Origin of the sequence: Streptomyces sp. NBC_00459, from assembly GCF_036013955.1 — a bacterium.
Taxonomy (GTDB): Bacteria; Actinomycetota; Actinomycetes; order Streptomycetales; family Streptomycetaceae; genus Streptomyces.
On sequence record NZ_CP107903.1, the window covers coordinates 6,080,388 to 6,102,990 of the forward strand.

A 22,603-nucleotide genomic window follows, 5' to 3' on the forward strand; every position below is an offset into this window, starting at 1 on the left:
CCGGGCCCCGCCCAAGGAGGAACCCCATGCCCCGTTATCTCTCCCTCGTGCAGATCGACGAAGCCACCGCCCCCGCCGAAGGCCCCAGCCCCGAGCTGATGCAGCGCATGGGCGAGCTGATCGAGGAGATCACCAAGGCCGGGGTGATGCTCGACACCGCCGGCCTCACGCCCACCGCGCAGGGCATGCGTGTGCACTGGCAGGACGGCAAGCTCTCGGTCACCGACGGCCCCTTCACCGAGTCCAAGGAGATCGTCGGCGGCTACGCGATCATGCAGTGCAAGGACAAGGCCGAGGCCCTTGAGTGGACCAAGCGGTTCCTGAAGGTCCACGAGGAGCACTGGACGGTCACCTGCGAGGTGCGGGAGATCGCGGAGGGCTGAGCGAACCCTCCCCGGTTGCGCCCTCGGTCGTCCTTGGCCGATCGCCGCAGACGGTGTCTGATGGTGGGCTGTGACCCGACAGCCCACCTCCGACTCCGCGCCCGGACAAGCACTCAGGCAAACCGTCGAGACGGTCTTCCGCCTCGAATCCCCCCGCATCATCGCGGCCGTCACCCGCACCGTCCGGGACATAGGCATCGCCGAGGAGCTGGCCCAGGACGCCCTGGTCGCCGCCCTCGAACAGTGGCCCCGCGACGGCGTCCCCGACAATCCGGGCGCCTGGCTCATGGCCACCGCCAAGCACCGCGCCATCGACCTGATCCGCCGCCGTGAGACATACGCCGGCAAGCTGGCGGAGATCGGCCGGAGCCTGGAGACGACCGCCCCGCCGGTCGAGCCGTCCGCCCCCGACGACATCGACGACGATCTGCTCCGCCTCGTCTTCACGGCCTGCCACCCGGTGCTGTCCGCCGAGGCCCGCATCGCCCTCACCCTCCGCCTCCTCGGCGGCCTCACCACCCCGGAGATCGCCCGCGCCTTCCTGGTCCCGGAGGCCACGGTCGCCCAGCGCATCGTCCGCGCCAAACGAACCCTCGCGACGAAGGACGTCGCCTTCGAGGTCCCGTACGGTCCCGAGCGCGAGGCCCGGCTCGGCTCGGTCCTGGAGGTCATCTACCTGATCTTCAACGAGGGGTACGCCGCCACAGCCGGCGACGACCTGCTGCGCCCCGCCCTCTGCGAGGACGCCCTGCGGCTGGCCCGCGTGCTGTCGGGCCTGATGCCCAAGGAACCCGAAGTGCACGCGCTGACAGCCCTGTTGGAGCTCCAGGCGTCCCGTTCGTCGGCCCGCACGGGCCCGACGGGCGAGCCGGTGCTCCTCAAGGACCAGAACCGCTCCCGCTGGAACCGCATGCTGATCGCCCGCGGCTTCACGGCCCTGGCCCGAGCCGAAGCGGCGGGCGCCACGACAACGACATCGGGCCCGGGCCCGTACGCCCTCCAGGCCGCCATCGCCGCCTGCCACGCCCACGCCCACTCCTACGACGACACGGACTGGCCCCGCATCGCCGCCCTGTACGCGGCCCTCGCGGTCCGATCCCCGTCCCCGGTGGTGGAGTTGAACCGGGCGGTGGCGGTGTCGATGGCGGAGGGACCAGCCCCCGCCCTCCGGATCATCGACACCCTCACCACCGAACCGGCCCTGCGCGACTACCACTTGCTCCCCAGCGTCCGGGCCGACCTCCTCCTGCGCCTGGGCTGCAAGAAGGAGGCAAGAGCGGAATTCCTACGAGCAGCAGAACTGACCCAGAACGAACGAGAACGGGACTTGCTACGAGCCAGAGCGCAGGAGTGCGCCCCATAGGGGCGCGGGGAACTGCGCGACAAGCCCCCACGGACCCGCAGCTAACGAACCGCCGAACCAGCGGAGCTCAACGCACAGGGCGGCCGATCAGCATCACCGGCGCCCCCGCCACCCGAGTCAGGAAAACCGTCGCCGAGTTGGGCCCCCGGGGCTTCACCATCTTCCGGAGTTCCTCGGGCTCGACCGCCGACCCCCGCTTCTTCACGGTCAGCACTCCGACCTCCCGTTCCCGCAGCAGAGCCTTCAACTTCTTCACGCCGAAGGGAAGTCGGTCGGTGATCTCGTAGGCGGAGGCATAGGGCGTAGCCCGCAACCCGTCCGCCGTCACATAGGCGATCGTCTCGTCGATGAGCCCCCCGCCGACCTCCTCGGCCACCTCCGCCACCAGGTGCGCCCGGATCACGGCACCGTCGGGCTCGTACAAGTACCGCCCCACCGCTCGCACTTGCGGGTTCGGCAGCCCTCGGCCGACCAGAACACGCGGCCCCGGCAGCAGAGTTGCCCGCACCAGCCCGGGCTCGGTCCCGAACCAGAGCACCGCTTCCTTCACATCCCCGCCGTCGGAGATCCACTCGGCCCCTGCATCGGCGGGCACCGCCTCGTGCGGCACACCGGGAGCGATCTTCAGCGCGGCCAGCGGGGCCTTCCGTGCGGCCTCCACGGCCCACGACAACGGCGGCGAGTACGCCTCGGGATCGAAGATCCGCCCACGCCCGCCGCGCCGCGCGGGATCGACGAACAAGGCGTCGTACGAGGACGTGTCCACATCGGCGACATCCGCCTCCCGCACCTCCACCAGCTCCCCGATACCCAGCGCCTCGACGTTCGCGCGCGCGACGGCGGCCGTGAGCGGATCCCGGTCCACGGCGAGGACACGGATCCCGGCCCGGGCGAGCGTGAGGGCATCGCCCCCGATGCCGCAGCACAGGTCGGCGACTGAGGTCACGCCCAACTCCCTGAACCGGTCCGCCCGGTACGCGGCCACGCTCGCCCGCGTCGACTGCTCGACCCCGTTCGGCGTGAAGAACATCCGCCCGGCGTCCGCGGCGCCGAACTTCGCCACCGCCCGCTGCCGCAGCCGTTCCTGTCCGAGCGCCGCCGAGACCAGTTCGGCGGGATGCCCGCGGCGCAGCCGGGTGGCGACGGCCAGTTCACGGGCCGGCTCGGTACCGCGCACCTCGTCGAGGAGGGCGCGGCCCTCGGGGGTGAGGAGGGCGGCGAAGGCGGAGAGGGGTGCGGCGAGGTCGTTCACCGGCTCATTGTGGGCCAGCCGGTGGACGGAGTGCTTCCGGCGGCGGTGTCGGCCGAGTTCCCCGGTCCCGCACTGGGAAGATCCGGCACCATGCGATCAGTAGGACAAAAATACAAAAACCGGTCAATTGTCCGTGCCGGGATCGCCGCGCTCGCCGTGGCCACCCTCGCCTCCGCCTGCGCGGAAGGCGCCGTCCCGCCCAGGAGCGCCCGCCCTGCTCCCGGGCAGGAACTGCACCTCGACGCACCCCCGGCGCGTGCCCTCGACGCATACGCCCAGAAACTGCGCCGTTCCTACGCGGCCCGCGCGGCCACGGCCAAGCGCTGGGGCCTGACCGAGCCCCCGCTGACCGCACCCCCGCCCCCCACCCGCAAACCGAGGATCACCACCCGCAAGGGCTTCGAGGTGGACGACCACGAGAAACGCGGCCTGCCGCCCGTCTTCACCACGATCCCGACCCGCCACAAGATCGTCTTCCTCACGATCGACGACGGCGCCGAGAAGGATCCGGCGTTCCTGCGGATGATGAGCGACCTGAAGATCCCGTACACCGCCTTCCTCAGCGACTACCTGGTCAAGGAGGACTACGGCTACTTCAGGAAGATGCGCGACCTGGGTGTCGTACTCAACAACCACACCCTCCACCACCGTTACCTGCCCGCCCTCTCCTACGAACGGCAGCGGACCGAGATCTGCGGCATGCAGGACGTCATCAGGAAGCGGTACGGCACTCGCCCCGCCCTCTTCCGCCCGCCCTACGGCAACTACGACGAGGACAGCCTGCGCGCCGCGAAGTCGTGCGGCGTGAAGCACGTACCCCTCTGGAACGAGGAGGTCTTCGCCGACCACTGGGACTACCGCGAGTGGGACCGGGACATCCACCCGGGCGACATCGTCCTCAGCCACTTCCGCGGCAAGGGCGACGGGAAGGGCACGATGCCCGACATGGTCCGCCGCTTCATGAAGCTCGTCACGGCCAAGGGGTACGCGGTGGCCCGCCTGGAGGACTACCTGTGACCGCGCGCCCACTGGCCGCCGTACTGGCCGCCGCGCTCCTGGCGGCAACCGTCACCGGCTGCGCCCAGTCCGTGGACCCCATCGAACGCCTCGGCAGAAAGGCGGCCCACGCGGCCCGGCAGGCCACCCGTACGCACTTCCCGGCCGACGACCCGCACGCATACCGCCGCTGGGGCCTGCCGGCCCGTGTGCCCCTGGCCCCACCCCCGTCCCCCCGCCCCCGGATCCACGCGGCGGGCCCCGGTCTTCCCCCGGTCGTCGACCGGGTCCCGACCCACGACAGGGTCGTCTTCCTCACCTACGACGACGGCGCCGAACGCGATCCCCGGTTCGTCGACCTGGTCCGCGAACTGCGCCTCCCGGTCAGCATGTTCCTCACGGACAGCGTCGTGGGCCCGGGCTACGCCCACTTCGCCCGCCTGCGCGAGGTCGGCGCGAACGTCCAGAACCACACCCTGGACCACCAGGCCCTGCGAGGCCTGCCGTACGCCGGCCAGCGCGCCGAGATCTGCGGCCAGCAGGACAAACTCCGGGAACGCTTCGGCATCCGCCCCCGGCTCTTCCGCCCGCCCTACGGCACCTACGACACGACCACCCTGAGGGCGGCCGGGGACTGCGGGGTCTCGGCGGTGGTCCTGTGGACGGAGGGGGAGCGGCTCCAGGCGGGCGACATCCTCCTGGTGGGCCCGGACGACGACCTGAACGGACCGCCACTGGTCGAGCGGACGGTGAGGCTGCTCCGGGAGGTGCAGGAGAGGGGGCTGAGCGTGGGCCGCCTGGAGGACTACCTCTGACGCCTGGACCGAGTCGCCCCAGAACCGGCCGGCGGGGCGACGACCACTTCGGTGTCCGGGTCGTGGTCGGTGGCTGGAGGGCCGGCGACGACCATGGTGGCCCGGGCCCACGGCTGTTCCCGCAGCATGAACGGCAGTTCCTCCGGCAGCCGGTTCGCCACGTGCTCCCGCTGCGCGGGGGAGTCCCCGTCGCGGACGGCCGACAGGCGCTCCTGCTCGTCGAGGTCGCCCTGCATCCACACCGAGGCGTCCAGCCACGGGGCCGGCTCTCCGCGGATGACGCCCGTGCCCTCGACCCGGACGAAGTCGGCACCGGCGGGGACGGTGATCGATCCGGGCCTGCCGCGGGTGATCCAGGAGGCGGGGCGGAAGTCCACCGCCGCACGCCGGTGCAGAGAACCGGCGCTCACCCCGCCCCCGACCCGGTTCAGCGCATTCCGCGACCACCGGAAACCCCGCGCAACCGACGACGGGATTGGCACTCCGCTTGACCGAGTGCTAATCGCAGTCATAGTCTCAGGTCTGGCACTCCCCCCTGGAGAGTGCCAACAGCGACGGGCAGGTCCGGCACCCGCGACGACGGATCCACCTGGTCGCCACCTCAGACAGTTAACCCCGTGAGATCTCCGAAGGGGGAGGTCGGATCGTGACGACCACCAGCTCCAAGGTTGCCATCAAGCCGCTCGAGGACCGCATTGTGGTCCAGCCGCTCGAAGCCGAGCAGACCACGGCCTCTGGCCTGGTCATCCCGGACACTGCCAAGGAGAAGCCCCAGGAGGGCGTCGTCCTGGCCGTGGGCCCGGGTCGCTTCGAGAACGGCGAGCGCCTGCCGCTCGACGTGAAGACCGGCGACATCGTGCTGTACAGCAAGTACGGCGGCACCGAGGTGAAGTACAACGGCGAGGAGTACCTCGTCCTCTCGGCTCGCGACGTGCTCGCGATCGTAGAGAAGTAATTCACCCGGTATTACCAGCATTGCAGTGAACTGCGCCCCTGGCCCCCGCGACTCTCAACAAGCCGGGTGCTGGGGGCGCGGTTCGTTCACCCAAGTTTTCCGAGAGGGCTGAACCGCTCCTATGGCGAAGATCCTGAAGTTCGACGAGGACGCCCGTCGCGCCCTTGAGCGCGGCGTCAACAAGCTTGCCGACACTGTCAAGGTGACGATCGGCCCCAAGGGCCGCAACGTCGTCATCGACAAGAAGTTCGGCGCCCCCACCATCACCAACGACGGCGTCACCATCGCCCGCGAGGTCGAGCTCGACGACCCGTACGAGAACCTCGGCGCCCAGCTGGTGAAGGAGGTGGCGACCAAGACCAACGACATCGCGGGTGACGGTACGACCACCGCCACCGTGCTGGCCCAGGCGCTCGTCCGCGAGGGCCTGAAGAACGTCGCCGCCGGCGCCTCCCCGGCCGCCCTGAAGAAGGGCATCGACGCGGCGGTGAAGGCTGTGTCCGAGGAACTCCTCGCGACCGCCCGCCCGATCGAGGAGAAGTCCGACATCGCCGCCGTGGCCGCGCTCTCCGCGCAGGACACGCAGGTCGGCGAGCTCATCGCCGAGGCGATGGACAAGGTCGGCAAGGACGGTGTCATCACCGTCGAGGAGTCCAACACCTTCGGTCTGGAGCTCGACTTCACCGAGGGCATGGCCTTCGACAAGGGCTACCTGTCCCCGTACATGGTGTCCGACCAGGAGCGTATGGAGGCCGTCCTCGACGACCCGTACATCCTGATCCACCAGGGCAAGATCGCCTCCATCCAGGACCTGCTGCCGCTGCTGGAGAAGGTCATCCAGACCAACTCCTCCAAGCCGCTGCTGATCATCGCCGAGGACGTCGAGGGCGAGGCCCTGTCGACCCTGGTCGTGAACAAGATCCGCGGCACCTTCAACGCGGTCGCGGTCAAGGCCCCCGGCTTCGGCGACCGCCGCAAGGCGATGCTCGGCGACATGGCCGCGCTCACCGGCGCCGAGGTCATCGCCGAGGAGGTCGGCCTCAAGCTCGACCAGGTCGGCCTCGACGTGCTGGGCACCGCCCGCCGCGTCACCATCTCGAAGGACGACACGGTCATCGTCGACGGCGGTGGCGACAAGGGCGCGGTGGCCGGCCGTGTCAACCAGATCAAGGCCGAGATCGAGAACACGGACTCCGACTGGGACCGCGAGAAGCTCCAGGAGCGCCTCGCGAAGCTGGCCGGCGGCGTGTGCGTGATCAAGGTCGGCGCCGCCACCGAGGTGGAGCTGAAGGAGAAGAAGCACCGTCTCGAGGACGCCATCTCCGCGACCCGCGCCGCGGTCGAGGAGGGCATCGTCTCCGGTGGTGGCTCCGCGCTCGTCCACGCCGTGAAGGTCCTCGAGGGCAACCTCGGCAAGACCGGCGACGAGGCGACGGGTGTCGCGGTCGTCCGCAAGGCCGCCGTCGAGCCGCTGCGCTGGATCGCCGAGAACGCCGGCCTGGAGGGTTACGTCATCACCTCCAAGGTCGCCGAGCTCGACAAGGGCCAGGGCTTCAACGCCGCGACCGGCGAATACGGCGACCTGGTCAAGCAGGGCGTCATCGACCCGGTCAAGGTCACCCGCTCCGCCCTGGAGAACGCGGCCTCGATCGCCTCCCTCCTCCTCACGACCGAGACCCTGGTCGTCGAGAAGAAGGAAGAGGAAGAGCCGGCCGCAGGTGGCCACGGCCACGGCCACTCCCACTGAGCCAACAGCTCACGCAGCACGAAGAAACCCCCCGTTCCTGGCTGGAACGGGGGGTTTCTCCCTTCGCGGGCGGTCAGTGATCCCCGTACGCACGCACCCCGACTGCTCCACGCCGCGACCGCTGGGCTGCTTCGACGCTCTCTACTGCTCCAGCGAGTCCAGCGCCCCGAGCTGCCCCATCAGCCCCAGCCGGTCGTACTCCCACCAGCCCTCGACGATCTTCCCGTCCGAGTCGAACCGGTGGATGGTCGTGCCGGTCATCGAGGCCTTCCGGCCGCTGCTGGGAATCCCCATGAAGTCTCCCCGCTGAGTCCCGTTCCACGTCCAGCGGGTGCAGACCCGGTCGCCCTGGGCGATCTGCTCGTGCACGGTGAACGCGAAGTCGAAGCCCTCGCGCCACATCTCCATCTCGCGCCGGGCCGCGTCCAGCCCGACGACATCCTGCTCGTTGGACGGATCGTGGTCGTGGTAGCTCTCCACGAACAGGTCGTTGAGCGGGGGCAGTTCACCATGGGTGGCGATCACCTCGAAGAACCGCCGCGAGGAGTCCGCGCACAACTGCTCGTCCCGCACCACGTCCAGATCCGTGAACGTCGGCATCTCGTCGCACAGGGCGACCATCTCCCGGAAGATCCTGTCCGTCTCCGGAAGGTTCGAGTTCCGCATCGCTTCCTCGTACGACGGGAACTCCACGATCTCGACGAAGTGCGACGAGTCCGAGAGGTCCTTGCCGACCATCGTGTGCGTCGCGCTCCGCTTCCCTCTGGTCTGTTCGACCCAGGTGTCCATCAGCCGGTTCATCTCGTCGAACCGACTGGTTTTGCAGTCAATCAGCTGTACGAATGTCATGGCGCCGCCTCCGGCCCCCCTGGGTCCGGTACCTCTCTCCATACTCCCACCGGAGCCGCGGCACCACCTCCTCCACCAAGCCCCGCCAAGACCCGCAGATGTCACTGAGGCCCGTACTTCCGCCCCGTCTTCGACGAGATCCCGCCCAACAGGGCCCTGGGCGTCACCTTCACCACGCCCATCAGCGCCTTGTAACGCGGGTCCGGAATCGACAGCGACTTGCCCCGGGCCAGATCGGCGAGCGCCGCCGCGACCAGTTTGTCCGCGTCCAGCCACATCCAGTTCGGGATGTTGTCCGTCCCCATCCCGGCCCGCTCGTGGAACTCCGTACGCACAAAGCCGGGAGCCAGCGCCATCAGCCGCACCCCGCTCCCCGCCAGGTCCTTCGCCGCGCCCTGCGTGAACTGCACGACCCACGCCTTCGACGCCCCGTAAGTACCCCGCGGCACGAAGGCGGCGACGGACGCCACATTGACGACACCCCCGCGCCCCCGCTCCCGCATGGCCTCGGCCGCCGCACTGGTCAGCCGCAGCACCGCCTCGCAGTGCACCTTGAGCATCCGCAGTTCGTCCGCCATCGTCACGTCGAGATAGCGGCCCTTGTTGCCGAAGCCGGCGTTGTTGACCAGCAGGTCGACGGGGTTCTTGCGGTCGCCGAGGCGATCGGCCACCGCCTCGATGCCGGCGTCCGTCGCGAGGTCGGCGCCGAGCACCTCCGCCTCGATGCCGTGCCGGTCGTGCAGTTCGGTCGCCTGCTCGCCGAGCCGCTTGGCGTCACGCGCCACCAGGACGAGGTTGTGGCCGTCGGCCGCCAGCCGCCGCGCGAACGCGGCGCCGATTCCCGCGGTCGATCCCGTAATCAGAGCCGTTGTCATGGCGCAAGATTAGTGACCCCGACTGTGCTCGTCCGCCCTCCTGCACGCTCCCTCCCGATCGTGAAGTCCCCACGCGGGGCCCTGACGTAATCCCTTGTCAGCGGTCCTGCCGCCCGCGCACGTCAGCCGTACTTCTTCACATACTCGTGAGCCCTCACCGCCGCCACCGAATTCAGCGCCGCACCGGCCGTGAGCAGCCGTGGCAGCAGTGTCCGTTCGGTCGTCAGCGCACGGAAGTACAGGGCGACCGTCACCTCGTGATCAGGCCGGTGCACGATCTCCACCGGATCGCCCGCGCGTATCGCCCCCGGCTCGATCACTCGCAGATAGGCGCCCGGCGCACCCCGCTCCGTGAACCGTTTCACCCACCTTTTCTCACCCATATGGCCCTGGAACGTCGCACAGGGGACACGCCCGCTGGTGACCTCAAGAACCACCTCGGCCCCGACCCGCCAGCGCTCGCCGATCAGCGCGCCCGACACGTCAAGGCCCCGCGTGGTGAGGTTCTCGCCGAACATCCCGTCGCGCAGCGGGCGCCCCAGCTCGCGCTCCCAGTCGTCGAGATCCTCGCGCGCGACCGCGTACACCGCCTGTTCGTCGCCGCCGTGGTGCTCCTTCGAGCAGATGCTGTCCCCGGCCAGACCGCTGCCGGCGAACCCCTTGAGCCCCGGCGCCGACACCCGCACCGGCCCGTCCACCGGCCGCTTGTCGATACCGGTGCCGTCCGGATGGTCCGTGTACGGCACGGACTGCGCACGACCCACGTTCACCGACAACACCTTCATCACGGCACTCGCCCCCGTACTCGTCACAGCATCCATGGCCACACGCTAATTCGGACTTGCCCAAAGCGTCCAGGCGTTATTCGCCCATGCCCCCAAGAATCACTTATGATCGAAAAATGATCGAAGCCCGCCATCTCCGTGTCCTGCGTGCCGTGGCCGCCACCGGCTCCTTCTCGGCGGCGGGCCGCGAACTGGGCTGCACCCAGCCCGCCGTGAGTCAGCAGATGAAAGCGCTGGAAGCCTCGGTCGGCACCCCGCTGCTCATCCGCAGCGGGCGCGAGATGCGCCTGACCCAGGCGGGCGAGGCCCTGGTGCGACACGCGGCGGGCATCCTCTCGGGCCTCACGGCCGCGGAGGAGGAGGTCGCCGCGATCGCCGGCCTGCGGGCGGGCCGGGTCCGGTTGGTCTCCTTCCCCAGTGGCAGTTCCACCCTCGTCCCGACGGCCCTGGCGGCCCTGCGTGCCGCCCACCCCGGCACCCGGGTCTCCCTGGAGGAGGCCGAACCCCCGCAATCCGTCGAACTGTTGCGCGAAGGCGACTGTGACGTGGCCCTCGCCTTCCGGTACGAAGGCGCGGCCGGCGCCGGTGAGTGGGACGACCTGGTGGTCCGCCCCCTTCTCACCGACCGGCTCGTCGGCCTCGTACCCGAAGGACACCGGCTGTCCCGGGCCGAGTCGGTCGCCCTCGGCGAACTCGCCGCCGAGCCGTGGATCGCCGGCTGCCCGCGCTGCCGCGGCCAGCTGGTCGAGGCCTGCGAGAACGCGGGCTTCACCCCCCGTATCGACTTCGCGACCGACGACTACCCGGCGGTGATCGGCCTGGTGGGCGCGGGCCTGGGCGTCGCGGTCCTGCCCCGGCTCGCCATCGAGTCCGTACGGCCACGGGGTGCGCGCACGGTGACGCTCGAACCGGCGGTACGGCGGGAGATCGTCGCGCTGACCCTGCCCGACCTGGCACAGGTGCCGGCGGTGGCGGCGACGCTGGACCAGCTGGCACGGGCGGCGGCCCGAGTCTGAGGCGGGCCCCGGCCCGGGGCCGGGGTGGGCCCCACTCTTCGAAGAAACGTTCCTTCAGTTGTTCGAACCGACGTCTCCGCCACCGGCCGACGCCGACACCAGCCGGTTGCGCGCCCGCCCCATCAGCTCTTCGCGCTCGTCCTCGGTCAACCCGCCCCACACGCCGTAGGGCTCACGCACCGCCAGCGCGTGCGCCGCGCACTGCGCGCGGACCGGGCATCTCATGCAGACCTCCTTGGCCGAGTTCTCGCGAGCGCTCCGTGCCGCACCGCGCTCTCCTTCCGGGTGGAAGAAGAGCGAGCTGTCGACCCCACGGCAGGCCGCGAGGAGCTGCCAGTCCCAGAGGTCCGCGTTCGGACCGGGAAGGCGGGAGAAATCTGCCATTGCGTGTCCCCTTGTTGCCGTTCTGGGCTGAGGTGGTGCCTCTGACCGTACAACTACGATCTAAGGAGATGAAAATATGACTCATTGCGAATCTAGCCTCAGACACCAATAAAAGGGAAGAAAAACGTCTAAATGGGGCATAGGTTGTGTTGAAAGGTTGAGGGTCTGTTGTGCATGTCTGCACCGTGTGCGCACCCTCACGTAGAGTGCCGAAGACGACACACGGCCCCGTAACTCTTTCGAGTGACCGTCGTTGAATGTGCGGAGGCGGTTGGAGGAACAAGCGCTCGGACGGGCGGCAGTACCCACTGCCGGGAAAATCGGTCGAGCGTCAACCGCACAGGTGACGATTAGTACCAGCCTGGAGGCTCAAGGTGACGCGCATCAGCTGCGGAGGGCGGCCATGACATCCGTCCTCGTCTGCGACGACTCCCCGCTTGCCCGAGAGGCGCTCCGCCGCGCGGTCGCGACCGTGCCCGGTGTCGAGCGCGTGACCACGGCGGCCAACGGCGAGGAAGTCCTCCGCCGCTGGGGTGCCGACCGTTCGGACCTGATTCTGATGGACGTACGCATGCCCGGTCTGGGCGGCGTCGAGACGGTCCGGCGGCTGCTGTCCGCCGACCCCGGAGCACGCATCATCATGCTCACCGTCGCCGAGGACCTGGACGGCGTGGCGCTCGCCGTCGCCGCCGGTGCCCGCGGCTATCTGCACAAGGACGCCTCGCGTGCCGAACTGCGGGCCACGGTGACGCAGGCGCTGGCCGACCCGACCTGGCGGCTCGCGCCGCGCCGGCTGCGCTCGGCCGAGATGGGCGCCGCGCCCACGCTCACCGCGCGTGAGATCCAGGTTCTGGAAGGCATGAGCCACGGCCGGTCGAACGCGGAGATCGGACGCGAACTGTTCCTCTCCGAGGACACGGTGAAGACGCACGCCAGGCGCCTGTTCAAGAAGCTCGGCGCCTCGGACCGCGCGCACGCGGTGGCGCTCGGTTTCCGGTGGGGTCTGGTCCGTTAAGTGGACCTCGCCGGGGGTGAAGAAGTCCCCGCCTACCGCAAGGTGGGCGGGGGTCGCAAAACGGCCCGCCGGGTGCCCGCTGCTTGTTTCGCCGCGGATGCCGCATCCTTGAGGTGTGGAGTTCCTCGGGGACAAGTCGGTCGAGCGGAAGGGGAGGGCGCAGGAGATGAGTTCCGGCGCACCTGCTCATAACGCTTCGGTGCACAACAACGGACGCGGTGCCACGGAGGGAGCGACACCAAGGCACCATGGTCCGATGCGTGACGACGAGGCGGCTTATGCCCATGGGGTGATTGGTGGTCTCGTCCACCGCGCCGTCGACGGAGACGAGCAGGCCACGCACGACCTGCTCGCGCATGTCCACCCCCTCGCCCTGCGCTATTGCCGCACCCGGCTGTCCCGACTGCCGGGCGACGCGCGGCACTTCGTGGAGGACCTGGCGCAGGAGGTCTGCGTCGCCGTACTCCTCGCCCTGCCGCGCTACCGCGACACCGGGCGCCCGTTCGAGGCGTTTGTCTTCGCGATCGCCGCGCACAAGGTCGCCGACCTGCAGCGCGCCGCGATGCGCCATCCGGGTTCGACGGCGGTCCCCTCGGACGAGATGCCGGAACGCCCCGACGACTCCCTGGGCCCGGAGGAACGCGCGCTGCTCAGCAGCGACGCCGAATGGGCCAAGAAACTCATGGCCAACCTCCCGGAGAACCAGCGCGAACTGCTCCTGCTGCGTATCGCCGTGGGTCTCACCGCTGAGGAGACGGGCCAGATGTTGGGAATGTCACCCGGCGCGGTGCGCGTGGCCCAGCACCGCGCGCTGAGCCGGCTCCGGGCGCTGGCAGAACAGTAGGGGCCGCAGCGGCGGACCCCGATAAGCCTCGGTTTCCCGGCCCTGTGTGAACGGTCGGAGCGCCGACTCCGTACGAACAGATGACTCCGTACGAACATACGAAGCTCCGGGGCAGCTCGCACCGTGGAATTCGGGACCCGTGCTTCCCGTTAGCATGGACATCCGCACCGATCAAGGCTTTGGGGAAGGTGTCATGACTGCGAACGTCGACGGAGTGCCCGCCAAATTCGCGACACTCGGGCTGACCTACGACGACGTGCTGCTGCTGCCGGGCGCATCGGAAGTGCTGCCCAACGCGGTCGACACCTCGTCCCGCATCTCCCGCAACGTCCGCGTCAACATCCCGCTGCTCTCCGCGGCGATGGACAAGGTCACCGAGTCGCGCATGGCGATCGCCATGGCGCGGCAGGGCGGCGTGGGCGTGCTGCACCGCAACCTCTCCATCGAGGACCAGGTCAACCAGGTCGACCTCGTGAAGCGCTCCGAGTCCGGCATGGTCACCGACCCGATCACCGTGCACCCGGACGCGACGCTGGCAGAGGCCGACGCACTGTGTGCCAAGTTCCGCATCAGCGGCGTCCCCGTGACGGACGGCAACGGCAAGCTGCTCGGCATCGTCACCAACCGCGACATGGCCTTCGAGACCGACCGCTCCCGCCAGGTCCGCGAGGTGATGACGCCGATGCCGCTGGTCACGGGCAAGGTCGGTACCTCCGGCGCCGAGGCCATGGAGCTGCTGCGCCGCCACAAGATCGAGAAGCTTCCCCTGGTCGACGACTCCGGTGTCCTCAAGGGCCTCATCACGGTCAAGGACTTCGTGAAGGCCGAGAAGTACCCGAGTGCCGCCAAGGACGCCGAGGGCCGGCTGCTCGTCGGCGCGGCCGTCGGTGCCAGCCCCGAGGCGCTGGAGCGCGCCCAGGGGCTCGCCGAGGCGGGCGTGGACTTCCTGGTCGTCGACACCTCGCACGGGCACAACAGCAACGCCCTGAGCTGGATGTCGAAGATCAAGTCGAACGTCCACGTCGACGTGATCGGCGGCAACGTGGCCACGCGCGACGGCGCCCAGGCCCTGATCGACGCGGGCGTCGACGGCATCAAGGTGGGCGTCGGCCCCGGCTCCATCTGCACCACCCGCGTGGTCGCCGGCATCGGCGTACCGCAGGTGACGGCCATCTATGAGGCGGCCCTCGCGGCCCGCGTCGCCGGTATCCCGGTGATCGGCGACGGTGGCCTGCAGTACTCCGGCGACATCGGCAAGGCGCTCGCCGCCGGTGCCGACTCCGTGATGCTGGGCAGCCTGCTGGCGGGCTGCGAGGAGTCCCCGGGCGAACTCCAGTTCATCAACGGCAAGCAGTTCAAGTCGTACCGCGGCATGGGCTCACTGGGCGCCATGCAGTCGCGCGGCCAGGCGAAGTCGTACTCCAAGGACCGCTACTTCCAGGCCGACGTCGGTTCCGACGACAAGCTCGTCCCCGAGGGCATCGAGGGCCAGGTGCCCTACCGGGGTCCGCTGGCCAATGTGCTGCACCAGCTCGTCGGCGGTCTGCGCCAGACGATGGGGTATGTCGGGGCGGCCACCGTCGGTGAGATGGAGACCAAGGGCCGCTTCGTCCGCATCACGTCCGCGGGGCTCAAGGAGAGCCACCCGCACGACATCCAGATGACGGTCGAGGCGCCCAACTACAGCCGCAAGTAGGCGCGAGCGGTAGCCGGACGTGCGCTAGGCGGTCCCGGAGGTACTCCGGGACCGCCTTCGTCGTGCCCGTCGGGGATACTGGGAGGCGCAGAACCAAGGATGGAAAGGCCACACACGTGACTGAGATCGAGATCGGGCGCGGCAAGCGCGGCCGTAGGGCGTACGCCTTCGACGACATCGCCGTCGTCCCCAGCCGTCGTACGCGCGACCCGAAGGAGGTCTCGATCGCCTGGCAGATCGACGCCTACCGCTTCGAGCTGCCCTTCCTGGCGGCCCCCATGGACTCGGTCGTCTCCCCGGCCACCGCGATCCGCATCGGCGAGCTGGGCGGCCTCGGCGTCCTGAACCTGGAAGGCCTCTGGACGCGTTACGAGGACCCGCAGCCGCTGCTCGACGAGATCGCCGGGCTGGACGTGGACACCGCGACCCGCCGCCTCCAGGAGATCTACGCGGCTCCCATCAAGGAGGAGCTGATCGGAGCGCGCATCAAGGAGGTGCGCGACTCGGGCGTGGTCACCGCGGCGGCGCTCTCCCCGCAGCGCACGGCCCAGTTCTCCAAGGCCGTCGTCGACGCGGGCGTGGACATCTTCGTCATCCGCGGTACGACGGTCTCCGCGGAGCACGTCTCCAGTGCCGCCGAACCGCTGAACCTCAAGCAGTTCATCTACGAGCTGGACGTCCCGGTGATCGTCGGCGGCTGCGCCACGTACACCGCGGCCCTGCACCTGATGCGTACCGGAGCGGCCGGTGTACTGGTCGGCTTCGGCGGCGGCGCCGCGCACACCACGCGCAACGTGCTCGGCATCCGGGTCCCGATGGCCACCTCGGTCGCCGATGTGGCCGCGGCCCGCCGCGACTACATGGACGAGTCCGGCGGCCGGTACGTGCACGTGATCGCCGACGGCGGCGTCGGCTGGTCCGGCGACCTCCCCAAGGCGATCGCCTGCGGCGCCGACGCCGTGATGATGGGCTCCCCGCTGGCCCGCGCCACGGACGCGCCCGGCAAGGGCCACCACTGGGGCATGGAAGCCGTCAACGAGGAGCTGCCGCGCGGCAAGAAGGTCGACCTCGGCACGGTCGGCACGATCGAGGAGGTCCTCACGGGCCCCTCGCACATCCCCGACGGGTCGATGAACTTCTTCGGCGCCCTGCGCCGCGCCATGGCCACCACCGGCTACAGCGACCTCAAGGAGTTCCAGCGGGTCGAGGTGACGGTGGCGGACTCGACGCACATGCGTTGATGCGAGATGACGCTGCACTTGGTTTGAGCAGAGGGTGGGGCCCGGTTACCCGTGGGGGTGGCCGGGCCCCTTCGTGTGTCCAAGTGGGACTGGTGGGGCGTGTTTTGCGGGAGGGGGGCGCACGGTTGCTTTCGGGGCGAATGCGGGCCGGTCAAGGGTGGTGAGGCCACTAGCGTGTGTGTCCGGCGCCCCAGTTCTCTGGAGCGCCCCCTTCCAGGACATGGTTCCGGACCCCCGCCCGTCGGGGCCCGGCCCGAGTTCCAGCAAACCGCCTACCGGGTCTATGGGCGGCGTCGCGGAAGGGGGCGCCCATGGGTCGCCACCGCAAGCCCACCCGCTGGGACCGGATCCGTCTTCGGGCGGTCAAGTTCCGGAGGAGGTGCGTCTTGTGGATTTACGGACGGTGAGCGGCCGCCCCTATGAAAGCTAGGGGCGGACACCCGTGATCCGTTCAGGAGCCTGCCGCAGTTCCCGCTGCGGTGGGCTCCACCTCATTTGTACGGTACCGGCGCGAAGTGCTGTGTGCCACCAGCTCCAGGGGCTCGGGCCGGTACTGGGCGCCCCCTTCACAACCGATGCGCCGCCCCCGTAGGCGTAGCCCCCCGCGTGTCCAACAACAGCTGCGCCTTCACCGACAGCCCCTGGAGGTCGTACGTGCGGTGCTGCTGGAGGAGGATCGTCAGGTCGGCGTCGGCCGCCGCCTCGTAGAGGGAGTCCGCGCGCGGGACGGGGCGGTCCAGGACGCTCCACGAAGGGACGTGGGGGTCGTGGTAGCTGACGGAGGCGCCCAGCTCCATCAGGCGGATCGCGATCTCCTGGGCGGGAGAGCCCTGTTGGTCGGCGAGGTCCGGCTTGTAGGTGACGCCCAGGAGCAGTACGCGGGCGCCCCGGGCGGATTTGCCGTGCTCGTTGAGGAGCGTGGCCGCGCGCTGGATGACGTACTGGGGCATGTGGTTGTTGACCTGCTGGGCGAGTTCCACCATGCGGAGGGCGTGGCCGGTGTGGCCCCGCAGGTCCTGGGGGGTGGCGTGGCCGCCGACGCCGGGGCCCGGGCGGAAGGCCTGGAAGCCGAACGGCTTGGTCTCGGCGCAGCGGATGACGTCCCACAGGTCGACGCCCAGGTCGTGGCAGAGGACCGCCATCTCGTTGACGAGGGCGATGTTGACGTGCCGGAAGTTGGTCTCCAGGAGCTGCACTGTTTCCGCTTCCCGGGGTCCACGCGCGCGTACCACCTTGTCGGTGAGCCGGCTGTAGAAGGCGGCGGCCGATTCGGTGCAGGCGGGGGTGAGGCCGCCGATGACCTTCGGGGTGTTGGCGGGTGTGAAGTCGCGGTTGCCGGGGTCGACGCGGCTGGGGGAGTAGGCGAGGTGGAAGTCGCGGCCCGCCTGCAGCCCGGAGCCCTCTTCGAGGAGGGGGCGCAGGAACTCCTCCGTTGTGCCCGGCTGTACGGGCGACTCCAGGATCACCGTGGTGTGCGGGCGCAGACGGGCGGCGAGGGTGCGGGCGGCGGCCTCCACCTGGCTGAGGTCGAGCGTGCCGTCGGCGCCGCGCGGGGTGGGGGCGCAGATGACGGCGGTGCGTACACGACCGAGCTCGGCGGGGCCGGCGGCTGTCCGGAACCCCCCGGAGAGCATCCGGCGCAGTTCGGCGGCCGTCAGGGAACCGGCCTCCGGGCCGGTCTTGTACCCGAGCGTGGGGATGCCGGCGGCGACGGCGGCCTGGGCCAGCGGCAGGCCGAGATGTCCGAGTCCGATGACGGCGAGATCTGCGGGCATGCGTGGGCCGTCCTTCCCAGTAGCCGAAGCGGGACAGGTGCGCAAGCCCTGTGGACAGAACGAGCGAGCGCAATGTCAGACTAGGAGTAAATATGACCGATATGCGTGATTGGGTGGGCGAGTTTCCACAGGTGTTTCTGTGTGGGTTGTCCACAGGCTGAGGGCGGGTGGTGGCCGAAGTCGGGCAACCCGGTGAGAATTCGGGCAGGGGATTCGGGCAGGCGTAGCCGTACGGCGGGGGACACAGTCAGCTGGTCGTACGGAAGATGCCGGCGCGACCGACTAGCAGGAGGCAGCGATGAGGACAGCGGCACTGGGACCGGCGCAGCGCGCCGAGTCACTGGCAGCTATGGCCGAGCGTGAGCTGGACGTGCTGGTGGTGGGCGCAGGCGTGGTCGGTGCGGGTACCGCGCTCGACTCCGTGACCCGCGGCCTGTCCACGGGCCTGGTGGAGGCCCGTGACTGGGCGTCGGGCACGTCGAGCAGGTCCAGCAAGCTCATCCACGGTGGTCTGCGCTATCTGGAGATGCTCGACTTCGGCCTCGTACGGGAGGCGTTGAAGGAACGCGGGCTGTTGCTGGAGCGGCTCGCTCCGCACCTGGTGAAGCCGGTGGCGTTTCTGTATCCGCTTCAGCACCAGGGCTGGGAGCGGCTGTACGCGGGGGCGGGCGTCGCGCTCTACGACGCCATGTCGATGGCGCGCGGGCATGGGCGGGGGCTGCCGGGCCACCGCCACCTGAGCCGCCGTCACGCCCTGCGTGTCGCGCCCGCCTTGAAGAAGGACGCGCTGGTCGGAGCGCTGCAGTACTACGACGCGCAGATGGACGACGCCCGCTATGTGGCCACCCTGGTGCGCACGGCGGCGGCGTACGGCGCGAAAGTCGCCAACCGCGCGCGGGTGACCGGCTTCCTGCGTGAGGGGGAGCGGGTCGTCGGCGCCCGGGTGCAGGATGTCGAGGGCGGCGGGGAGTACGAGATCCGCGCCCGGCAGATCGTCAACGCCACCGGAGTGTGGACCGACGACACCCAGGGGATGGTCGGTGAGCGCGGCCAGTTCCACGTCCGGGCGTCCAAGGGCATCCATCTGGTCGTGCCCAAGGACCGGATCCACTCGACGACCGGGCTGATCCTGCGTACCGAGAAGTCCGTGCTGTTCGTGATCCCGTGGGGCCGGCACTGGATCGTCGGGACGACGGACACCGACTGGGACCTCGACAAGGCCCACCCGGCCGCGTCCAGCGCCGACATCGACTATCTGCTGGAGCATGTGAACTCGGTGCTCGCGGTGCCACTGACCAGGGACGACGTCCAGGGTGTGTACGCGGGCCTGCGGCCACTGCTCGCCGGTGAGTCCGACGCGACCAGCAAGCTGTCGCGCGAGCACACCGTGGCGCATCCGGTGCCGGGGCTCGTGGTCGTGGCGGGCGGCAAGTACACGACGTACCGGGTGATGGCGAAGGACGCGGTCGACGCGGCGGTGCACGGGCTCGACCAGCGGGTCGCCGAGTGCGTGACGGAGGACGTGCCGCTGCTGGGCGCCGAGGGCTACCGCGCGCTGTGGAACGCCCGGGCACGGACGGCCGCGCGCACCGGCCTCCATGTGGTGCGCGTGGAGCACCTGCTGAACCGGTACGGCTCACTGGCGCAGGAGGTCCTCGACCTGATCGCCGCAGACCCCTCGCTCGGCGAGCCGCTGCAGGCGGCGGAGGACTATCTGCGGGCGGAGATCGTGTACGCGGCCTCGCACGAGGGGGCGCGGCATCTGGACGACGTGCTGACTCGGCGGACCCGGATCTCGATCGAGACGTTCGACCGGGGCACGCGCAGTTCCCGGGAGGCGGCGGAGTTGATGGCGCCCGTGCTCGGCTGGGACAAGGACCAGATCGAGCGCGAGGTCGAACACTACGACAAGAGGGTGGAGGCGGAACGCGAGTCGCAGCGCCAGCCCGACGACCTGACGGCGGACGCCGCGCGGCTGGGTGCGCCGGACATCGTGCCGCTCTGACGCCTCCGCAACTCCCGGTCGCGCACCGCCGGTTTCGCACCTCCGGCGACTTCCGGCCATATCTCTCGAACTCACTGTCGTCACTCGAACGGGTGTCGTGAGCTGGGATCTTTGCTCGACACCCGTCCGTTCTACGAGGTGCGGGGCCGGAACTGGGCGGCGAGCGAGGCCGGTTCGGGGGCGGGCTCCGCGCTCGCGTCCGTGTTCGTCGGGGAGGGGGGAAAGGCAGTGACAGCAGGTAGGACGGCGGATCGCTTGCTTCACGCGGTCTCCCTTCCCGCAGGCCGCCGTCCGTCCCGAGGGGCACCCGGGGCATCGGCCGGTTGTCGGGTGAGGGACAATGGAGGCTCTGTCAGGGCGGGTTGCATGAGGGGACGCATGTCGGAGGCGGAGCGGGCGGGAGCATCCCGTCAGGACAGGAGTGAGCGTCTCCTCGCCGGGCGGTACCGGCTGGGAGGAGTCCTCGGCCGCGGCGGCATGGGCACCGTCTGGCGTGCGGAGGACGAGACGCTCGGTCGAACAGTCGCCGTCAAGGAGCTGCGGTTCCCGGGGAGCATCGACGAGGACGAGAAGCGGCGCCTGATCACGCGGACGCTGCGCGAGGCCAAGGCGATCGCGCGGATCCGCAACAACAGCGCCGTGACCGTCTTCGACGTGGTCGAGGAGGACGACCGGCCGTGGATCGTGATGGAACTCGTCGAGGGCAAGTCGCTCGCCGAGGTCATCCGTGAGGACGGGCTGCTGGAGCCGCAGCGCGCGGCCGAGGTGGGCCTCGCGATCCTCGACGTGCTTCGGTCCGCGCACCGCGAGGGCATCCTGCACCGCGACGTGAAGCCGTCGAACGTGCTGATGTCCGAGGACGGCCGCGTCGTCCTCACCGACTTCGGTATCGCGCAGGTCGAGGGCGACCCGTCGATCACCTCGACCGGCATGCTCGTCGGCGCTCCCTCCTACATCTCGCCGGAGCGGGCCCGAGGCCACAAGCCCGGCCCGGCTGCCGACCTCTGGTCGCTCGGCGGCCTGCTGTACGCGTCGGTCGAGGGTGTGCCGCCGTACGACAAGGGGTCGGCGATCGCGACGCTGACCGCCGTGATGACGGAGCAGCTGGAGGAGCCGAAGAACGCGGGCCCGCTGCGGGACGTGATCTACGGCCTGCTCACCAAGGATCCCGCCAAGCGGCTCGACGACGCCGGTGCGCGCAAGATGCTCAACGAGGTGATCCACGCGCCCCAGCACCGGCCGGCCGAGCCGGAGCCGGTGGACGCCACGAAGGTCGTGCCGTTGCCGCCCGTCCCCGGCGGGAGCAAGCGGGCGGGCAAGGGCGCGGAGAGCGGGAGTTCGGCTGCAGACTCCGGCCCCGGCAGCAAGCGGGGCGAGGACGCCGGCGAGCGGTTCCGCGGGGCGTTCCGGTCCGTCAAGAAGGCGGCCGTGGCGGCGGGCGCCGGGGCGGGGGCGGCGGTGCGTACGAAGTCCGCCGACTCCGCCGGAACTGCCGGTCCTTCCGAGGGCGGGGGAGCGACCGGGGTCGGAGCGGGTGCGGGGGCTGCGGTCTCCGAGACCGCGGTCTCCGGGAGTGCGGCTGCCGCCGGTTCGGCGGACGAGGCTGCGGAGAGCGGCGGTGCGCGGGAATCCGGGAAACCGGCCGGGCGCGCTGCTCAGGGGGCCGTTGTTCCCGGCGCCCGGGACGGTCAGGCCCGGGACAGCGCGGCGCAGGGCGGCAACGCCGGTACCGGTGGGCGGAGTTCGGGCTGGCCCGTCGTGCCGCCGCCGGATCTGCCGCCCCGGTCCGTGCCCAGGGCGCCGATCACCGACGTGGTGCCGAAGCGCACCCTGGTGATCATCGGAGTGGTCGTCGCGGTCATCGTGCTCGGTGTGGTGCTGGCCCTCGTGCTCGGGGGCGACAAGTCCACCGACAGTTCCGCCGACGGGGCGAAGAGCGGCGGGGACAAGGTGACGTCCACGTCCTCCGCCTCCGCCGAGACCAAGGAGGACAAGGACGAGGGCACCCGTACGGACGGCGGGCAGAGTGCCGACGCCACGAAGAGCGCGGAGGCGGGGACCGGCTCGGGCACGGAAGCGGGCTCGGGCAACTCGCCCAGTGCGTCGGCGAGTGCGTCCGGTGGTTCCGTGGGTGTGTCCACGTACACGAGCGGGCAGGGGTTCTCGATCGGACTGCCCGCCGGGTGGAAGTACGAGTCCACGGGTGCCGCTGGGGCCCGGTTCGCGGGGCCCGACGGGCAGAGGCTGCTCGTCGGATGGACCACCACGCCCAAGAGTGACCCCGTGGCGGACTGGAAGAACCAAGAGCAGTACATGACGCGCTCGCAGTATGTCCGGATCCGAATAGCGAAGGTGGACTACCGAAGCTGGAACACGGCCGACTGGGAGTTCACCTACAGCGAGGGCGGGACGAAGTACCGGTCGGTGGACCGGGGGTTCGTCGTCAACGGCCAACTCGGATACGGGCTCATGTACACCGCGAAAGCGTCGAACTGGGACAGTGGGCTGCGCAAGGAGACATGGCGGACCTTCACGGAGACGTTCGAACCGAAATCGTGATGCCCGCGCTCCCGAGTTGAGGCCGTGAGATCTCGCATCCCCTCTTTG

At 69.9% G+C, this 22,603-nt stretch carries 20 protein-coding genes; 13 read left to right on the forward strand and 7 right to left on the reverse strand.

Going from position 1 to position 22,603, the window contains the following annotated elements; translation table 11 throughout:
- Positions 1-26: 26 nt before the first annotated feature.
- Together OHN74_RS26925 and OHN74_RS26930 are read left to right on the forward strand one after the other, a co-directional pair.
- Positions 27-383 (forward strand): YciI family protein, encoded by a 357-nt coding sequence (locus tag OHN74_RS26925; RefSeq protein WP_327697162.1) that lies wholly within the window; start codon positions 27-29, stop codon positions 381-383.
- A 70-nt stretch (positions 384-453) separates the two neighbouring features.
- Positions 454-1,746 (forward strand): RNA polymerase sigma factor, encoded by a 1,293-nt coding sequence (locus OHN74_RS26930; protein WP_327697163.1) that lies wholly within the window; start codon positions 454-456, stop codon positions 1,744-1,746.
- Between the two features lie 67 nt (positions 1,747-1,813).
- On the opposite strand, the gene OHN74_RS26935 is transcribed toward OHN74_RS26930, so the two are convergent.
- Complete coding sequence (locus OHN74_RS26935) at positions 1,814-2,998, reverse strand: THUMP-like domain-containing protein (RefSeq protein ID WP_327697164.1); 1,185 nt, start codon at positions 2,996-2,998, stop codon at positions 1,814-1,816.
- 90 nt (positions 2,999-3,088) lie between these two features.
- Here OHN74_RS26935 and OHN74_RS26940 point away from each other — a divergent pair, with 90 nt between their 5' ends.
- A complete protein-coding gene (locus OHN74_RS26940; RefSeq protein WP_327697165.1) occupies positions 3,089-4,015 on the forward strand; it encodes a polysaccharide deacetylase family protein in 927 nt (308 codons plus the stop codon).
- Entirely contained in the window at positions 4,012-4,809 is a 798-nt protein-coding gene (locus OHN74_RS26945) for a polysaccharide deacetylase family protein (protein WP_327697166.1), read from the forward strand. Before OHN74_RS26940 ends, OHN74_RS26945 begins: the two co-directional genes overlap by 4 nt.
- On the opposite strand, the gene OHN74_RS26950 is transcribed toward OHN74_RS26945, so the two are convergent.
- Positions 4,800-5,219: a hypothetical protein gene (locus OHN74_RS26950; RefSeq protein WP_327697167.1), complete on the reverse strand. Its 420-nt coding sequence runs from the start codon at positions 5,217-5,219 to the stop codon at positions 4,800-4,802. The genes OHN74_RS26945 and OHN74_RS26950 overlap by 10 nt on opposite strands.
- Before the next feature lie 236 nt (positions 5,220-5,455).
- On the opposite strand from OHN74_RS26950, the gene groES reads away from it, so the two are divergent.
- Positions 5,456-5,764: a co-chaperone GroES gene (gene groES, locus OHN74_RS26955; RefSeq protein ID WP_006377800.1), complete on the forward strand. Its 309-nt coding sequence runs from the start codon at positions 5,456-5,458 to the stop codon at positions 5,762-5,764.
- Between the two features lie 121 nt (positions 5,765-5,885).
- Positions 5,886-7,511 (forward strand): chaperonin GroEL, encoded by a 1,626-nt coding sequence (groL, locus tag OHN74_RS26960; protein ID WP_189148288.1) that lies wholly within the window; start codon positions 5,886-5,888, stop codon positions 7,509-7,511.
- 141 nt (positions 7,512-7,652) lie between these two features.
- On the opposite strand, the gene OHN74_RS26965 is transcribed toward groL, so the two are convergent.
- From OHN74_RS26965 to OHN74_RS26975, 3 genes are all read right to left on the reverse strand, one after another.
- The gene (locus OHN74_RS26965; protein ID WP_327697168.1) at positions 7,653-8,360 is read right to left on the reverse strand and encodes an ester cyclase; all 708 of its coding nucleotides are present in this window, start codon (positions 8,358-8,360) and stop codon (positions 7,653-7,655) included.
- 101 nt (positions 8,361-8,461) lie between these two features.
- Positions 8,462-9,235: an SDR family NAD(P)-dependent oxidoreductase gene (locus OHN74_RS26970; RefSeq protein ID WP_327697169.1), complete on the reverse strand. Its 774-nt coding sequence runs from the start codon at positions 9,233-9,235 to the stop codon at positions 8,462-8,464.
- 122 nt (positions 9,236-9,357) lie between these two features.
- The gene (locus OHN74_RS26975) at positions 9,358-10,020 is read right to left on the reverse strand and encodes an MOSC domain-containing protein (RefSeq protein WP_327700292.1); all 663 of its coding nucleotides are present in this window, start codon (positions 10,018-10,020) and stop codon (positions 9,358-9,360) included.
- A 116-nt stretch (positions 10,021-10,136) separates the two neighbouring features.
- Here OHN74_RS26975 and OHN74_RS26980 point away from each other — a divergent pair, with 116 nt between their 5' ends.
- A complete protein-coding gene (locus OHN74_RS26980; RefSeq protein WP_327697170.1) occupies positions 10,137-11,036 on the forward strand; it encodes a LysR family transcriptional regulator in 900 nt (299 codons plus the stop codon).
- Between the two features lie 54 nt (positions 11,037-11,090).
- Here the strand turns inward: OHN74_RS26980 and OHN74_RS26985 are convergent, their stop codons facing one another.
- Positions 11,091-11,420: a WhiB family transcriptional regulator gene (locus OHN74_RS26985; protein WP_327697171.1), complete on the reverse strand. Its 330-nt coding sequence runs from the start codon at positions 11,418-11,420 to the stop codon at positions 11,091-11,093.
- A 403-nt stretch (positions 11,421-11,823) separates the two neighbouring features.
- Between OHN74_RS26985 and OHN74_RS26990 the strand changes: the two genes are divergently transcribed.
- The 4 genes from OHN74_RS26990 (at position 11,824) to OHN74_RS27005 (ending at position 16,216) form a co-directional block, all read left to right on the forward strand.
- Positions 11,824-12,435: a response regulator transcription factor gene (locus OHN74_RS26990; protein ID WP_003948568.1), complete on the forward strand. Its 612-nt coding sequence runs from the start codon at positions 11,824-11,826 to the stop codon at positions 12,433-12,435.
- A 256-nt stretch (positions 12,436-12,691) separates the two neighbouring features.
- Entirely contained in the window at positions 12,692-13,279 is a 588-nt protein-coding gene (locus OHN74_RS26995; RefSeq protein WP_105972817.1) for a sigma-70 family RNA polymerase sigma factor, read from the forward strand.
- Between the two features lie 193 nt (positions 13,280-13,472).
- Positions 13,473-14,975 carry an IMP dehydrogenase gene (gene guaB, locus OHN74_RS27000; protein WP_327697172.1) on the forward strand — a complete coding sequence of 501 codons (1,503 nt, stop codon included), beginning with the start codon at positions 13,473-13,475 and terminating at the stop codon, positions 14,973-14,975.
- A gap of 116 nt (positions 14,976-15,091) precedes the next feature.
- On the forward strand, positions 15,092-16,216 hold the full coding sequence (locus tag OHN74_RS27005; protein ID WP_327697173.1) for a GuaB3 family IMP dehydrogenase-related protein: 1,125 nt from the start codon (positions 15,092-15,094) through the stop codon (positions 16,214-16,216).
- 566 nt (positions 16,217-16,782) lie between these two features.
- Here the strand turns inward: OHN74_RS27005 and OHN74_RS27010 are convergent.
- Complete coding sequence (locus OHN74_RS27010) at positions 16,783-17,991, reverse strand: nucleotide sugar dehydrogenase (RefSeq protein WP_327697174.1); 1,209 nt, start codon at positions 17,989-17,991, stop codon at positions 16,783-16,785.
- Positions 17,992-18,289: 298 nt separating this feature from the next.
- Here OHN74_RS27010 and OHN74_RS27015 point away from each other — a divergent pair, with 298 nt between their 5' ends.
- Positions 18,290-19,996, forward strand: a complete 1,707-nt coding sequence (locus tag OHN74_RS27015) for a glycerol-3-phosphate dehydrogenase/oxidase (RefSeq protein ID WP_327697175.1) — start codon at positions 18,290-18,292, stop codon at positions 19,994-19,996.
- Between the two features lie 378 nt (positions 19,997-20,374).
- On the forward strand, positions 20,375-22,555 hold the full coding sequence (locus tag OHN74_RS27020; protein ID WP_327700293.1) for a serine/threonine-protein kinase: 2,181 nt from the start codon (positions 20,375-20,377) through the stop codon (positions 22,553-22,555).
- The last annotated feature ends 48 nt before the right edge of the window (positions 22,556-22,603 follow it).

Coding starts and splice junctions, on each gene's coding strand:
- OHN74_RS27020 (WP_327700293.1), top strand. CDS start 20,375: ATGTCGGAGGCGGAGCGGGCGGGAGCATCCCGTCAGGACAGGAGTGAG.
- OHN74_RS26965 (WP_327697168.1), bottom strand. CDS start 8,360: ATGACATTCGTACAGCTGATTGACTGCAAAACCAGTCGGTTCGACGAG.
- OHN74_RS26980 (WP_327697170.1), top strand. CDS start 10,137: ATGATCGAAGCCCGCCATCTCCGTGTCCTGCGTGCCGTGGCCGCCACC.
- OHN74_RS27010 (WP_327697174.1), bottom strand. CDS start 17,991: ATGCCCGCAGATCTCGCCGTCATCGGACTCGGACATCTCGGCCTGCCG.
- OHN74_RS26975 (WP_327700292.1), bottom strand. CDS start 10,020: ATGAAGGTGTTGTCGGTGAACGTGGGTCGTGCGCAGTCCGTGCCGTAC.
- OHN74_RS26925 (WP_327697162.1), top strand. CDS start 27: ATGCCCCGTTATCTCTCCCTCGTGCAGATCGACGAAGCCACCGCCCCC.
- guaB (WP_327697172.1), top strand. CDS start 13,473: ATGACTGCGAACGTCGACGGAGTGCCCGCCAAATTCGCGACACTCGGG.
- OHN74_RS27015 (WP_327697175.1), top strand. CDS start 18,290: ATGAGGACAGCGGCACTGGGACCGGCGCAGCGCGCCGAGTCACTGGCA.
- OHN74_RS26990 (WP_003948568.1), top strand. CDS start 11,824: ATGACATCCGTCCTCGTCTGCGACGACTCCCCGCTTGCCCGAGAGGCG.
- OHN74_RS26985 (WP_327697171.1), bottom strand. CDS start 11,420: ATGGCAGATTTCTCCCGCCTTCCCGGTCCGAACGCGGACCTCTGGGAC.
- OHN74_RS26970 (WP_327697169.1), bottom strand. CDS start 9,235: ATGACAACGGCTCTGATTACGGGATCGACCGCGGGAATCGGCGCCGCG.
- groL (WP_189148288.1), top strand. CDS start 5,886: ATGGCGAAGATCCTGAAGTTCGACGAGGACGCCCGTCGCGCCCTTGAG.
- OHN74_RS26940 (WP_327697165.1), top strand. CDS start 3,089: ATGCGATCAGTAGGACAAAAATACAAAAACCGGTCAATTGTCCGTGCC.
- OHN74_RS26995 (WP_105972817.1), top strand. CDS start 12,692: ATGCGTGACGACGAGGCGGCTTATGCCCATGGGGTGATTGGTGGTCTC.